The organism is Pseudomonas sp. SWRI154 (assembly GCF_014268645.1).
GTDB lineage: Bacteria > Pseudomonadota > Gammaproteobacteria > Pseudomonadales > Pseudomonadaceae > Aquipseudomonas > Aquipseudomonas marvdashtae.
Genome location: NZ_JABWQW010000003.1, coordinates 317870 through 331015 on the forward strand (window position 1 = coordinate 317870; position 13146 = coordinate 331015).

10 protein-coding genes are annotated in these 13146 nt (G+C 62.8%); 8 read left to right on the forward strand and 2 right to left on the reverse strand.

Translation table 11 applies throughout. From position 1 onward, the window contains the following. Positions 1–150: 150 nt before the first annotated feature. From HU806_RS04895 to HU806_RS04905, 3 genes are read left to right on the forward strand one after another with little or no spacing between them, the layout of a single operon-like run. Positions 151–1314: an efflux RND transporter periplasmic adaptor subunit gene (locus HU806_RS04895; protein WP_186610301.1), complete on the forward strand. Its 1164-nt coding sequence runs from the start codon at positions 151–153 to the stop codon at positions 1312–1314. Beyond that, positions 1311–4442 carry an efflux RND transporter permease subunit gene (locus tag HU806_RS04900; RefSeq protein WP_186610302.1) on the forward strand — a complete coding sequence of 1044 codons (3132 nt, stop codon included), beginning with the start codon at positions 1311–1313 and terminating at the stop codon, positions 4440–4442. The genes HU806_RS04895 and HU806_RS04900 overlap by 4 nt, the downstream gene beginning before the upstream one ends. Positions 4443–4489: 47 nt before the next feature. Next, positions 4490–5656, forward strand: a complete 1167-nt coding sequence (locus HU806_RS04905; RefSeq protein ID WP_186610303.1) for an alpha/beta hydrolase — start codon at positions 4490–4492, stop codon at positions 5654–5656. Here HU806_RS04905 and HU806_RS04910 read toward each other — a convergent pair. After that, positions 5632–6432: an SDR family oxidoreductase gene (locus HU806_RS04910; protein WP_186610304.1), complete on the reverse strand. Its 801-nt coding sequence runs from the start codon at positions 6430–6432 to the stop codon at positions 5632–5634. The genes HU806_RS04905 and HU806_RS04910 overlap by 25 nt on opposite strands. Before the next feature lie 363 nt (positions 6433–6795). Between HU806_RS04910 and HU806_RS04915 the strand changes: the two genes are divergently transcribed. From HU806_RS04915 to HU806_RS04935, 5 genes are all read left to right on the forward strand, one after another. After that, on the forward strand, positions 6796–7497 hold the full coding sequence (locus HU806_RS04915; RefSeq protein WP_186610305.1) for a heavy metal response regulator transcription factor: 702 nt from the start codon (positions 6796–6798) through the stop codon (positions 7495–7497). Beyond that, positions 7497–8870, forward strand: a complete 1374-nt coding sequence (locus HU806_RS04920) for a heavy metal sensor histidine kinase (protein ID WP_186610306.1) — start codon at positions 7497–7499, stop codon at positions 8868–8870. The genes HU806_RS04915 and HU806_RS04920 overlap by 1 nt, the downstream gene beginning before the upstream one ends. Positions 8871–9032: 162 nt before the next feature. Further along, the gene (locus HU806_RS04925) at positions 9033–9293 is read left to right on the forward strand and encodes a DUF2790 domain-containing protein (protein WP_186610307.1); all 261 of its coding nucleotides are present in this window, start codon (positions 9033–9035) and stop codon (positions 9291–9293) included. A 45-nt stretch (positions 9294–9338) separates the two neighbouring features. Beyond that, the gene (locus HU806_RS04930) at positions 9339–10397 is read left to right on the forward strand and encodes an oxidoreductase (RefSeq protein ID WP_186610308.1); all 1059 of its coding nucleotides are present in this window, start codon (positions 9339–9341) and stop codon (positions 10395–10397) included. 67 nt (positions 10398–10464) lie between these two features. Next, positions 10465–11787 carry an NTP/NDP exchange transporter gene (locus HU806_RS04935; RefSeq protein WP_186610309.1) on the forward strand — a complete coding sequence of 441 codons (1323 nt, stop codon included), beginning with the start codon at positions 10465–10467 and terminating at the stop codon, positions 11785–11787. Positions 11788–11925: 138 nt separating this feature from the next. On the opposite strand, the gene HU806_RS04940 is transcribed toward HU806_RS04935, so the two are convergent. Continuing rightward, positions 11926–13137 (reverse strand): MFS transporter, encoded by a 1212-nt coding sequence (locus HU806_RS04940; protein WP_186610310.1) that lies wholly within the window; start codon positions 13135–13137, stop codon positions 11926–11928. Positions 13138–13146: the final 9 nt, after the last annotated feature.

The window sequence follows — 13146 nt, forward strand, 5'->3', positions numbered from 1 at the left end:
GCCCCTATCGTTGAAAACTTCTTCTTACTGGACACTTACCGTTGGGTCTGGATTACAACCTTTTCGCTGGTAAGAGTTCCGAAAGGTTCCCTGTCGGATAGTGGCCGCCTCAAGCAATCACGCGGCCTCTTGCGCAGGAATACGATCCCCATGAAAAGAAAAACACGGCATGTCGTTCTGTTTGTCGTGACCCTGGCCTGCGCCATCGTCGTCGTGATGATGACCGTTTCGCCTGACGCGGGACCCGATAGCGCCGAAGTTCCGGCCAGGCCTGCGCTCACGGTGGCCGTCACCCAGCTCCAATCGGCGATGCAGCCGACCCGTGTCCGGGCGTATGGCAACGTCATGGCGTGGCAGGAAGCGAGCGTCGGCACCGAAGCCGATGGCTTGCGGTTGGCCGAGGTCAAGGTGAACGTCGGCGATGAGGTCCGGCGCGGCCAGGTGCTCGCCACATTCGCTGCGGAAACGGTCGCCGCCGAACTTGCGCAGCGTCGCGCCGCCACCGCCGAAGCGCAGGCGACACTCGCCGAAGCACAGGGCAATGCCCAGCGCGCCCGGGAACTGCAATCGAGCGGGGCGTTATCCAAGCAGCAGGTTCATCTGCACGTGACGGCCGAACACACGGCGCGGGCGAGGCTGGACGCGGCCAGGGCGCTGGAGCGGCTGCAACATCTGCGCCTGGCCCAGACTCAGGTCATGGCGCCCGACGACGGGGTGATTTCGGCACGTAGTGCCACGGTGGGCGCGGTGCTGCCCGCCGGCCAGGAACTGTTCCGGCTGATTCGCGACGGTCGGCTCGAATGGCGCGCTGAAGTCGCCGCAGCGGATCTGGGTAGATTCACTCCCGGCCAGTTGGTGCGGGTGATCGCGGCCAACGGCGAGGCTATCGAGGGCAGGGTGCGCAGGGTCGCGCCGACGGTGGACATGCAGCTACGCAACGGTTTGGTCTATGTCGACCTCCCGGCGGGCACCGCGGCGCGGGCCGGGATGTTCGCGCTCGGCGAGTTCGAGGTCGGCGCCGAGCGGATGCTGACGCTGCCCCAGAGCGCGGTGCTGCAGCATGACGGTTTCAGTTACGTCCTGCAGATCGGACCGGAGTTCAAGGTGAGCCGGGTCAAAGTGACGGTGGGACGCCGCGTCGGCGATCGCGTCGAGATCATCGGCGGTATTGACGGCACGGCGGCCGTGGTCGAGGCCGGCGCCGGTTTTCTCGCCGAGGGAGACCTCGTCCGAGTGGTCCAGTCGCGCAGCCATCCGAGCAGCAACCCAGCCAGCCATCCGGCATACAGCCTGACACGCGGGAGCGCGCAATGAGCCTTAACCTATCGTCCTGGTCGATCCGCAATCCGACGCCGTCCGTCCTGTTGTTCCTCTTGCTGACCTTCGCTGGCTTGATGGGCTTCTGGAAGATGAAGGTCCAGAACTTCCCCGATGTCGACCTGCCCATGGTCACCGTTTCGGTGGAGCTGCCCGGCGCTTCCCCCGAACAACTGGAAAACGATGTGGCGCGCAAGATCGAGGATTCGCTGGCGACGGTGCAGGGCGTCAAGCATATCCAGAGCACCTTGACCGACGGCAACGCCGTTATCACGGTCGAGTTCCGCCTCGAGAAGCCCACGCAGGAAGCGCTGGATGATGTACGCGACGCCGTCTCCCGGGTACGCGCGGACCTGCCCGCCGACCTGCGCGACCCAGTGATCCAGAAGAACGAGCTCGCCGGCTCGCCGATCCTGACCTACACGGTGGCGGCCACGCGCATGGACGATGAAGCGCTGTCCTGGTTTGTCGACAACACCCTCAGCAAGACCTTGCTGGCGGTGCCTGGCGTGGGGGCGGTCAATCGTGTCGGCGGGGTGACCCGGGAAATTCGCATCGACCTCGACCCGGCGCGCCTGCTGGCGCTGAACACCACGGCGTTGGACATTTCGCGGCAACTGCGCCAGATCCAACAGGAAGCCTCGGGCGGTCGTGTCGACCTGGGCGGGACCGAGCAAACGGTGCGCACCCTTGCCACGGTGCAGTCGGCCGAAGAAATCGCCTTGCTTGATGTGACCTTGAGCGACGGCCGGCGCATCCGGCTCGACCAGGTTGCCACGGTGTCCGACACCGTCGGCGAGCGCCGTTCTGCGGCCTTCCTGAACGGCGAGCCGGTGGTCGGCTTCGAAATCCTCCGGGCAAAAGGCGCCGGAGAAATAGAGGTCGACGAAGGGGTGCGCGCCGCCCTCGACACACTCAAGGCGCGGCACCCTGAAATCACCATCGCCCAAGCTTTCAACCTGGTCGATCCGGTGGTCGAGAATTACCAGGGCTCCATGCACCTGCTTTACGAAGGGGCAGCGCTGGCGGTGCTGGTGGTGTTCCTGTTCCTGCCGGATTGGCGAGCGACCTTCGTCACGGCAGTCGCGTTGCCATTGTCGGCGATACCGACTTTTGCGGTGATGCATTGGATGGGCTTCACCCTCAACATCGTCACGCTGCTGTCGCTGTCGCTGGTGATTGGCGTGCTGGTGGACGACGCCATCGTCGAGGTTGAGAACATCGGGCGACATTTGCAGATGGGCAAGAAACCCTATCAGGCAGCCATGGACGCCGCCGACGAAATCGGGCTGGCGGTAATCGCCACGGCGTTTACGCTGATCGCAGTGTTCCTGCCCACGGCATTCATGAGCGGCACGGTCGGCAGGTTCTTCGTCCAGTTCGGTTGGACGGCGGCAACAGCGGTGTTTTTCTCCCTTGTCGTTGCCCGTCTGCTGACGCCGATGATGGCGGCCTACCTGCTGCGGGCGCCGCAGAAGCCTGAGCGCAGACCGGCCTGGTGGCTGGACAGGTATTTATCCTGGGCAGGCTGGTGCCTGCGCCATCGTGCCGTGACCAGCCTCGGCGCTGTGGTTTTTTTCGCTGCGGGGCTGATGCTCGCGGCGCTGTTGCCGGGCACCTTCATTCCGCCGGAGGACGACTGGCAGACCCAAGTGACCCTCACGCTTGCGCCCGGCAGCAAGCTGGGCGATACGTTGCTGCTGGCGGAACAGGCGCGGGAGCTTGTCGGGCAGAACCCACACGTCAAGCAGGTCTACACCGCCGTGGGCGATGGCAGGGCCGGCGCTGACCCGATGGCGCCGGCCGGCAGCGGACTCGCCAATGTCCGCACGGCGGTGCTGACGCTGAACCTGACTCACCGCGACGATCGGCCGGGCCTGACCAAACAGCAGATCGAAAACCAGCTGCGCGAAACACTCACGGTTTTGCCTGGCGTACGCGTCAAAGTCGGCATGGGTGATTCGGAAAACTATGTACTGGTGCTTGCTGGCGAGGACGGCGCCTTGCTCACCCGGCATGCGCAGAAGGTCGAACGTGAATTGCGTGGGGTGCCTGGCGTCGGCGGCGTTATTTCGACCGCCAGCCTGATGCGCCCCGAGCTGGTGGTTCGGCCCGATTTCGCCAGGGCCGCCGACCTGGGCGTCACCTCGAACGCAATCGCCGATACGCTGCGCGTTGCAACGTTGGGCGACTACGACCAGGAACTGGCCAAGCTCAATTTCAGCGAACGGCAGGTGCCGGTCGTCGTGCGGCTGACCGATGCCGCTCGCCAGGACTTCGAGACGCTGAAGCGGCTGCCGGTGCCCGGTGCCCGTGGTCCGGTCGCGCTGGAGAATGTCGCAACGCTGGAAATCGCCAGCGGCCCGGCGCAAATCGAACGATTCGACCGCATGCGCAACGTCAACATCGAGATCGAGACGAATGGCCAGGCGCTGGGCGACATCGAGCAAGCCGTGCTCGGCCTGCCGAGTTTGCGCGAGCTACCGCCAGGTTTGGTGCAGACGTCCGTCGGCGATGCAGAAGCGATGGGCGAGCTAGCCTCGGGGTTTGGCGTAGCGATGCTGACCGGAGTGCTGTGCATCTACATGGTGCTGGTCCTGCTGCTGAAAGACTTCATGCAACCGGTGACTATCCTCGTCGCCCTGGTGCTCTCGGTGCCCGGCGCGTTCCTGGCGCTGTTCATCACCGGCTCGACCTTATCGATGCCCTCGATGATCGGCTTGATCATGCTGATGGGCATTGCGACGAAGAACTCGATCCTGCTGATCGACTACATCATCATGGCCCGTCGGGACCACGGCCTGGGTCGCCACGAAGCGATCCTGGATGCCTGCGCCAAGCGTGCACGACCGATCATCATGACGACAATCGCGATGGGCGCAGGCATGATGCCCATCGCACTGGGCTGGGGAACCGACCCGAGCTTTCGCGCGCCGATGGCGATCGTGGTGGTCGGCGGGCTGGTCACCTCGACCGTGCTGAGCCTGTTGGTCATCCCCGTGGTGTTTTCCTACGTGGACGATGGCGCGCAGTGGTTGTACAAGCGCATCCATGGCGCTCTCTCGCAAGGGGGGCTACGTGACGAGGCGAACGGTTTGGGCAACGAAGCGGGGAGTGAGCGTTGAAGGTTCCAGCAAAGACCAGCACTGTTTTTCCGTCGTGGCGTCCGCTCATGCTGGGCGTCGCCGCCACCGTGGCGTGCCTGGCGCTGATGGCAGGGTGTGCCCGGCAACCCAGCGCGGCCGACGCCCGGACGGAGCCTGCGACCTTTGAGGATTACACGCAGGCGTCACGGGCATGGATCGCGGAGCGACGGGTGTTCCAGACCGCCAACCGCAGCGATGAACTGGCTTGGAACGCGCCTTACGAAGTGCGCCCCGATGCACCGTCCAGCAAAGCTATTCTCCTGCTGCATGGACTGGGGGATTCACCTTGGTCGTTCGTCGACGTCGCCCAGGATCTCGCGGCGCAAGGCTTCGTTGTGCGCGTTGCGTTGTTGCCGGGGCACGGCACCCAGCCGGCTGACTTGATCGATGTGCAGTTGGAACAGTGGCAACAGTTGGTCGAAGAGCAAGTCGCGCTGCTGCGCAAGGAGTTTGCGGACGTCTACCTGGGCGGTTTCTCAACCGGCGCCAATCTTGCGCTGGCATATGCCATCAACGACCCGGATATCAGGGGCCTCGTGCTGTTTTCACCGGCCTTTCGATCAAGCGAATCCTACGACTGGGCCACGCCTTGGCTGGCGCATTTCAAGACCTGGATATTGGCCCCCGACAATACTCGGCCCCAACAATCGGCGGTGCGATATCACAACGTCCCCACCAACGGCTTCGCCCAGTTCTACCGCAGCAGCGTCGCGGTTCGTCGGCTCATCGAACACCAAGACTTCGGCCGTCCCGTGGCCATTGTCCTGACTGAGCAGGATTCAGTGGTCGACGTGCGCTACGTGCGGGAACTGTTCAAACACCGATTTACCCATTCCTCCAGCCGGTTGATCTGGTATGGGCAGGCGGCGCCGGCCTACAACAGCGGCGTGCCCCACGATCCACGCGTCCTGACGCGTACCGACCGCATCGCCGACGAACGAATCAGCCAGTTTTCCCACATGGGCATTCTGTTCTCGCCAACGAACCCGCTCTACGGTCGTTCCGGTACGCTGCGGTTCTGCCGCAACAGCCGCAACGCCGACGAAGTGGCCCGGTGCGAAGCGGGGGAAGAGGTCTGGTATTCGGATTGGGGTTACAGCGAGCCCGGTAAAATCCATGCGCGGCTGACCTACAACCCTTACTTCCAGTGGCAATCGGGGGTGATTCGTCAGGTGTTGGCGGTGGCTGAGTAGGACGCCTTGTTCTCGACCAGGCAATTACCGCCATCCACCACCATGGTTTCACCGGTGATGTAGCTGGCCTCCGCAGAGGCCAGGAAGGCAACCAGCGCGGCGACTTCCTCCGGACGTCCGGCCCGGCCCATCGGCGTGTAGCGTGCGGCGTTGGCTTCTGCGGAAGAACTCGACCCTGTCGCGATCCAGCCGGGCGCGACGCTGTTTACGGTGATGCCCTGTTGGGCCACTTCAAGCGCGAGGCCCATGCTCATGCCGACCATCGCCGCCTTCGCGGCGCTGTAGGCTGCTTCGCCGGGATTGCTGCAGCGAGTGCCGGTGGTCGAGCTGATGTTGACGATCCGTCCGTAATGACGTGCCTGCATGCCAGGCAGGACGGCTCGGGTGAGCAGGAACGCGGTCGTCAGGTTTCGAGCCAGCGACAAGTTCCACGCAGCCAGGTCCATGGACGCCACGTCGGCAAAAGACTCCGGGCTTCCTTGCATGGCCATACCGGCGTTGTTCACCAGGATATCGATCCGGCCCCACACCGATTCAGCCCACAGTCCGAACTCGCGCACCTGGGTTTCATCCGTGAGGTCCAGGGCTCGCCCCTCAACCTCAAACCCTTGCGCCCGCAACTCATCGATCCGTTGAGTAATGCGGGCGCTGCTCGCAGTGACGATCAGCCTGGCGCCGGCGGCACCGAGCCTGCGCGCAATCGCCATGCCGATGCCCATCTCGCTGCCAGCGCCGCTGATGAGTGCCACAGGGTTCTGTCCGGTTGCGTTTGGCACGGAATGGCTCCAGGTGTTGGTTTGATGAATGCACGGCGGTGTCAGGCACCGCTGACGAGTATGGCAGCGAAAAAGAGCTGCGTCGGGTAGCCGCTACTGCGGCCACTGTTCCAGCAGGATCGAGACGAATTTTTCCGCAGCGGGGGACAGCGATGCGCCTCATAGAACCGGCGCCGGCTCGCTCGGATTTTTCGTGGGGACGCGATAGCAACCGTCTCTACCTCACTTATGATGTGGCGCTTTGGTAGGTTCATGATTGCCACCGCGCCATTTCTGACAGGAATGTCAGGAAGCGGTCAGCCTCCAGACACCTTTGCTGTCTAGACTCTGTAGGTTGCCCCTTTTTCGCAGAGGAATTACTTGATGCGCCTGCTCATTGTCGAGGACGAAGAAAAGACGTCCTCCTACGTTCATCGCGGCTTGAGCGAGCTCGGCTACATTGTCGATGTCGCCACCAATGGCATCGATGGCCTGCATTACGCGCTGGAGATGGATTACGACGTGGTGATCCTCGACGTGATGCTGCCAGGCAAGGACGGCTACGGCGTGCTGCAAGGGCTGCGCCTGCAGAAGAAGACCCCGGTGATCATGTTGTCGGCCAGGGGCACGGTGGACGATCGTGTCCGCGGGCTGCGAGAGGGCGCCGATGACTACCTGGCCAAACCATTTTCCTTTGCCGAGCTGGTAGCGCGCGTCCAGGCGTTGATCCGACGTCGCGCCGATGACAGCGCCGACCCGACGCACTTGCGCATCGACGATCTGGAAGTCGACTTGCAAGCACGCAAGGTGACGCGTGGCGGCTTGCGGCTGGACCTGACGGCCAAGGAGTTCTGCCTGTTGAGCCTGCTGGCACGGCACCAGGGCGAAATTCTTTCCAAGTTGATGATTGCCGAACAGGTCTGGGACATGAATTTCGACAGCGACGCCAATGTGGTCGAGGTCGCGATCAAGCGCGTGCGCGCCAAGGTTGACGCGCCGTATCCGCGCAAGCTGCTGCACACCGTCCGGGGCATGGGCTATGTGCTGGAGAGTCGTGAGGCCGACAGGCAAGTCGGTGCGCAGTGATGAAAGGATCGATAGCCAAGCGGCTTGCCCTGATGTTTGCCCTCGCGGTCACGCTCATCACCGCCGTGAGCGCGACGCTGTTGCGCTGTTCCTTGAAGCAATCGCTCGAAGACCAGATGCAAAACGAACTGACCCTGCGCCACTCCGTTCTCGACCCCGTGCTCGCGAAATATGATTCGCCGGAATTCTGGGTCGGCTTGCGCCAGAAGCTCGATGGCCTGACACCCGCGGACGAGCGGGTGCGTTATTGGGTCCTGGTCGACAACCCGGCCTACAGTTATGGCGGCGCGATGCCGGACGGCCAGGATTGGTCCAAGCGCCCGGATGGTTTTTCCACCGTCGAGGTACCTGGCCGGGACCGGCCCATGATGCTGATGGTCGAGACCATCGCGGCCATGGGCAGCCGACCGGAGGTGCGCTTTATCGTCGGGCTCGATTCGACGCCGTTCATGAAGACCCTGGACAATTTCACCAAGACCTTGGTACTGACCTCGGCGCTGGGCGTCGTGCTGGTCGCGCTGCTGGGCTACTGGATCGCGCGTTTCGGCCTGGGGCCGGTCAGGCGCCTGAGCCGCCAGGCCAACAGCCTGCCGCCGGGGGATTCGAAGCAGCGACTGGACACCGAAGCGCTGCCAGGGGAGTTGCAGGAATTGGCCGTGTCATTCAATGGTGCCCTGGCGCGCCAGGAAGCAGCCTGGTGCCAGCTCGAAGGGTTCAACGCCAACGTCGCCCATGAGCTGCGAACGCCGCTGACCAACCTGATCGGCCAGACACAGGTCGCGTTGGCCCACGGGCGGGACGTCAACGAGCTTCAGGATCTGTTGCAGTCCAACCTCGAAGAGCTGGAACGGATGGGCACCATCGTCAACGACATGCTGTTCCTGGCAGGTGCCGAAAGTGGGCAACGGGCAACCGAACTCAGCGATGTCTCGCTGAATGAAGAGGCGTCGAAGACGGTGGAGTACCTGGAGCCGGTCCTGCACGACAAGCAGCTGAGCGTGGTGATCCAGGGCGACATGCAGGTGTGCATCGACCGACGCCTGTTCCATCGCTCCCTGGCCAACTTGATTCAGAACGCGGCGCGCTATGCGGTGCCGACCAGCACCATCACGGTGAGTCTGGTCAGCCATGGCATGCAGGCTGAAGTGAGCGTTTCCAACGCCGGTGAACCGATTGACAACGTGCACCTGGAGCGCTTGTTCGAGCGCTTCTACCGAGCCGACGCCGCAAGGGCGCGAAGTGATGCGCACCACGGCCTGGGGCTTTCCATCGTGCGGGCGGTGGCCTCCATGCACGGCGGCCGTGTGTTCGCCTACAGCAAGAACGGCCTCAATACCTTCGGTTTTTCCCTGACGAGCCAGGCGGCGCGTTAGCCGCCCCCACCCGATCGGCTTGGCGCTGTTGCGGTCAGCACGAGCCGCCGTTGTCCATTGCGGCGTTTGACATGTTCCTGTCAGTCGCCAGTCACCTTGACGTCAGCGTCCCCCTCCTAGAGTGCTACCACCATCCCGGTAAAGGCAGTCGCGGAGTCCATCATGAATATCCAGCACCTATCGATCGTCAGCCTGCTGGCGGTCATTTCCCTGAGCGGTTCACCTCTGTTCGCTAAAGAACAAACGCAACCACCGGCCTACGAGTACGGCATGCCGCTGGACGTCGCCCAGGCCATTCGTATCGAGGCGCCGCAATCGCCGGTGTGCGAAGTGGTGCCGGCAAAGATGACCTATGTGGATACGCACGGCGAAATCCGCCAGGTGAGTTTTCTGCAACTGGCTGATGCGTGCGCCATCCAGTGAGCGCCGGCCGTGTCGGTTAATCTTTTAAATTGCGAGCACCCAACCATGTGGAATACAACAACAAGCTTCTGCGCAATCGACTCTAAAACCCGCACAAGTCCGCTGATGAGACTGGCCCGGGCGCTGGCCGCCGGCGTCGCGCTGATTAGCGCCATGAGCATTGAGGCTTCGGCCCGAGTTGCCCCGAAACCCGACTGGTCGACCGACGACATGCCATCCCAGAAGGGTCGGATCGTGCTGATCACCGGCGGCACCAGCGGCATGGGTTATGAGGATGCGCTGGCGCTGGCGCGCGCCGGTGCCGAGGTGATTATCGCGGCGCGCAATCCAGAGCGCGGCGCGGAGGCCATCGCCCGTATTCAACAGGCGGTGCCCGACGCCAAGGTGCAGTTCGAGGCAGTGGACCTGGCTAACCTTTCATCCGTGCGCGGCCTGGCCCAGCGCCTTAACCAGAAACTGCCGCGCCTCGACGTGCTGATCAACAATGCCGCCATTATGGCGCCGCCCGAACGCGGCACCTCGGCAGACGGTTACGAACTCCAGTTGGCGACCAATTACCTGGGCCATTTCGCATTGACCGGCCTGCTAGTGCCGCTTTTGCGTCAAAGCGAGGATCCCCGTGTGGTGAGCCTTTCGAGCATTGCAGCGGCGCGCGGCACGGTGAACTTTGATGACCTTCAGGCCGAGCAGAAGTACGACCCGTATGTGTCTTACGCGCAGTCGAAACTGGCGATCCTGCATTGGTCCTTTGCGTTGCAACGGCGCAGTGATGCCCAAAATTGGGGCGTTCGCAGCATTGCCGCGCACCCAGGCGTTGCGGTCACCGAGTTGATTGCGCGTGGTCCGGGCCTCAACAGCGAGTTCGGCCAGCGCTGGGCAAAGGACCGCGACGTGTACCACTCAGCCGCGCAAGGGGCTTTGCCCACGCTGTATGCCGCCACGGCGCCGCAGACCGTGGGCGGCGCTTATTACGGCCCGACTGGGGACGAGGAGAAACGCGGTCCGCTGGGCTTCGCCAAGACGCCCGTCGCGGCGACCAACGTAGCGGATGCCGAGCGGCTTTGGGCGGTCTCCGAACGGTTGACCGGCGTTATCTATCCCTGATGCCGCCTCGGGCACGGTCTCGTTCCGTGCCCATCCCTCTGGTCCATAGCTGTTTTTTGGAGTTCCCATGCGTACGTCTTCCTATCTGCATCGGCTGAGCCTCGCCCTGAATGCCCGCGACGGTGAGTTGCTTGCGGCGGTGTGCGGGTTCTTGCTGTTCCTTTGCCTTTTTACCGGTTACTTCATGCTGCGTCCGATCCGCGAGTCGATGGGCATCGCGGCAGGCGTGGAGAACCTGCAATGGTTATTTACCGCTACTTTCGTAGCCATGCTGGTGGCCGTTCCTTTATTCGCCTGGCTCAGTGCCCGAGTGCCGCGCCTGCGCCTCATCGATTGGGTGTACGGCTTCTTCGGCTTCAACCTGCTGATGTTCGTCGAGGTCTTCCAGTTCCAGCCGGACAGCATCTGGTTGGCCAGGGTCTTTTACGTCTGGATTTCGGTCTACAACCTGTTCGTGGTGTCGGTGGCCTGGAGCTTGATGGCGGATGTCTTCGACAGCGAGCAGGCCAAGCGCTTATTCGCCTTCATCGCGGCGGGCGCCAGCATCGGCGGCCTGGTGGGGCCGGCCCTGAGTGCGCTGTTCATCGAGTCCATCGGTGCGTCAGGCTTGATGCTGCTGGCGGCCTTGCTGCTCGGTGTCACGCTGGTATTGAAGCGGGCGCTGATGAAATGGCGCGAAACGGGCGGCGCTGGGCGACCTGGCGCCGCGCCGACGCAAAGCCCGCGCCAGCCATTGCAGGGCAACCCGTTCAGTGGTTTGACGGCGGTGTTCCAGTCACCCTACCTGCTGGGGATCGCCGGGTTCGTGGTGCTGTTGGCGACGGTCAGCACGTTCCTGTATTTCGAGCAAGCACGCCTGGTGGCGGAGCTTTACCCGGACCGAACCTCGCAAGTCCGCATCTTTGGCACCATCGACATCATCGTCCAGGCGGGCGCGTTGCTGTCCCAGCTGTTCATCACTGGTCGAATCGCGCCGAAGCTGGGCATCCGTGCTTTGTTGGCTATCGTGCCGTTGCTCATGTGCATCGGCTTCGTCGGTCTTGCATTGGCGCCTGGATTTGCGCTGCTTGCGACATTGATGATCGTCCGACGCATCGGCGAATACGCGTTCGTCCGCCCGGGCAGGGAAATGCTCTTTGCGCCGTTGGACGCCGAGAGTAAATACAAGGCCAAGAATTTCATCGACACCGTGGTCTATCGTGCCGGCGACGCCATGAGTGGCTGGGCCAAGAGTCTTCTCGACATGCTGGGGCAGGGCGCCGGTATGGCCGCGATGGTGGGGGCGTGTTGCGCGTTGCTGTGGGGATACCTGGGCTGGCAATTGGGCCGGCAGGCGGATTATGCCGCTTCCCGGGAGCTGCGCTTGGCGGCGATTTCGGCCAGGGCATGAAGATTATCAATATCCATCGCGCCCTTACGCTTTTCACGAGTGTCCCGTCCGGATCCCCGGTGTATCAACCGGCACTCGACCAGTTTTATTCGGGAAGCCAGACCGCAAGACGCTGCGCTTGCTTAGCCGATCTCACGCTCAGGCTTCCCGGTCAGCCTCAAGCATCAATGGGCTTCGTAGCCTGGCAAACCACCACAGCGCGGCGCCCCCCAGGAACGTGGTCAGCACGGCCAGGATCAGGATCACCTGCTGCGTGCCCAAAGGCGAGGCCAGCAACGCCACCAGCAAACCGGCCAGCGGCTGCGACAGGTTATTGAGCAACGTAATGACGCCTACGGTCTTGCCGAAATCCTGAGGCGGTATGACCTGTTGCCGGATCGTGCGCATGTAGACGTTGAACATCTTGTCGAAACCGACGATCAACAGGAACCCAAGGACGTAGCCGAACAGGTTCGGGCTCAGGGCACTGATGAAGGCGCCAGCGGCGATCATTGAGTAGCCGACGCTACCCAGGACCCGCAGTGGCAGGGCGACTCGGGCGAGAAAAAACAAGATCACAATCGTGGTCACGGCGCCCGCCGCCTGCAAGCCAGCATAGTTGTCCTTGCCGGCGTTGTACTCGCCAATCACCATGGCCGCCGAGGTTGCCAAGGTAACGCCAACGATCAGGTTGACGCCTACCGCCAAGGTGATGATTTTCTTCAGCTGCGCCAGATTGCCGATGTGCCTGAAGGCGATCCGCAGCGGTTGCAACCAGATGTCCTCATGCTGCTGGAACGTCTCCAGGGTAATGCGGCTGAGGCGTTGCCACACCCGCATGCTCAGGTCCGCCAGGAGGAACAGCCCGGCGATCCACAGCACCACCCAATGCCAGGCCCACACTTGCAGCATCAATGCTGCCACCAGGGGACCAAGGACCAGTCCGGTCTGGTCGGCGATCTGGGAGTAAGACAAGGTCTTGGTGTAGCTGTAGTGCTGGAAGATATGCGGCATCAGTACTTCGCGAGCCATGATGCCTTGGGTCGTCAGCACGCCGCACACGCCTGAAAGCACCACAAGCCAAGCAATGCCACCGAAGGCCCCATAGAGCGCCATCGCCAGTACGCAAAGCAGCGCTCGGTAGACCTGGCTGATGTGCAGGATTTTGATCGGCGAGTACTTGTCACACAGGGCTCCGCATAACGGAAACGCGAGGAACCGCGGCAGCGACTCGACGAAAAAAGCCAATCCGGCCCAGGAAGCGCTGTTGGTGGTCTGGAACACCACCAGCGGTACGATGAACAGCAGGATCTGATCCGCCAGCCTCGACAGAAACAGGGAAATGAAGAAAGCCAGGTAATCCTTACGCATGGATACGTC

Bases quoted from the DNA above. Each gene is read 5' to 3' on its own strand.
- HU806_RS04895 (WP_186610301.1), top strand. From the start codon at position 151: ATGAAAAGAAAAACACGGCATGTCGTTCTGTTTGTCGTGACCCTGGCC.
- HU806_RS04900 (WP_186610302.1), top strand. From the start codon at position 1,311: ATGAGCCTTAACCTATCGTCCTGGTCGATCCGCAATCCGACGCCGTCC.
- HU806_RS04905 (WP_186610303.1), top strand. From the start codon at position 4,490: ATGCTGGGCGTCGCCGCCACCGTGGCGTGCCTGGCGCTGATGGCAGGG.
- HU806_RS04915 (WP_186610305.1), top strand. From the start codon at position 6,796: ATGCGCCTGCTCATTGTCGAGGACGAAGAAAAGACGTCCTCCTACGTT.
- HU806_RS04920 (WP_186610306.1), top strand. From the start codon at position 7,497: ATGAAAGGATCGATAGCCAAGCGGCTTGCCCTGATGTTTGCCCTCGCG.
- HU806_RS04925 (WP_186610307.1), top strand. From the start codon at position 9,033: ATGAATATCCAGCACCTATCGATCGTCAGCCTGCTGGCGGTCATTTCC.
- HU806_RS04930 (WP_186610308.1), top strand. From the start codon at position 9,339: ATGTGGAATACAACAACAAGCTTCTGCGCAATCGACTCTAAAACCCGC.
- HU806_RS04935 (WP_186610309.1), top strand. From the start codon at position 10,465: ATGCGTACGTCTTCCTATCTGCATCGGCTGAGCCTCGCCCTGAATGCC.
- HU806_RS04940 (WP_186610310.1), bottom strand. From the start codon at position 13,137: ATGCGTAAGGATTACCTGGCTTTCTTCATTTCCCTGTTTCTGTCGAGG.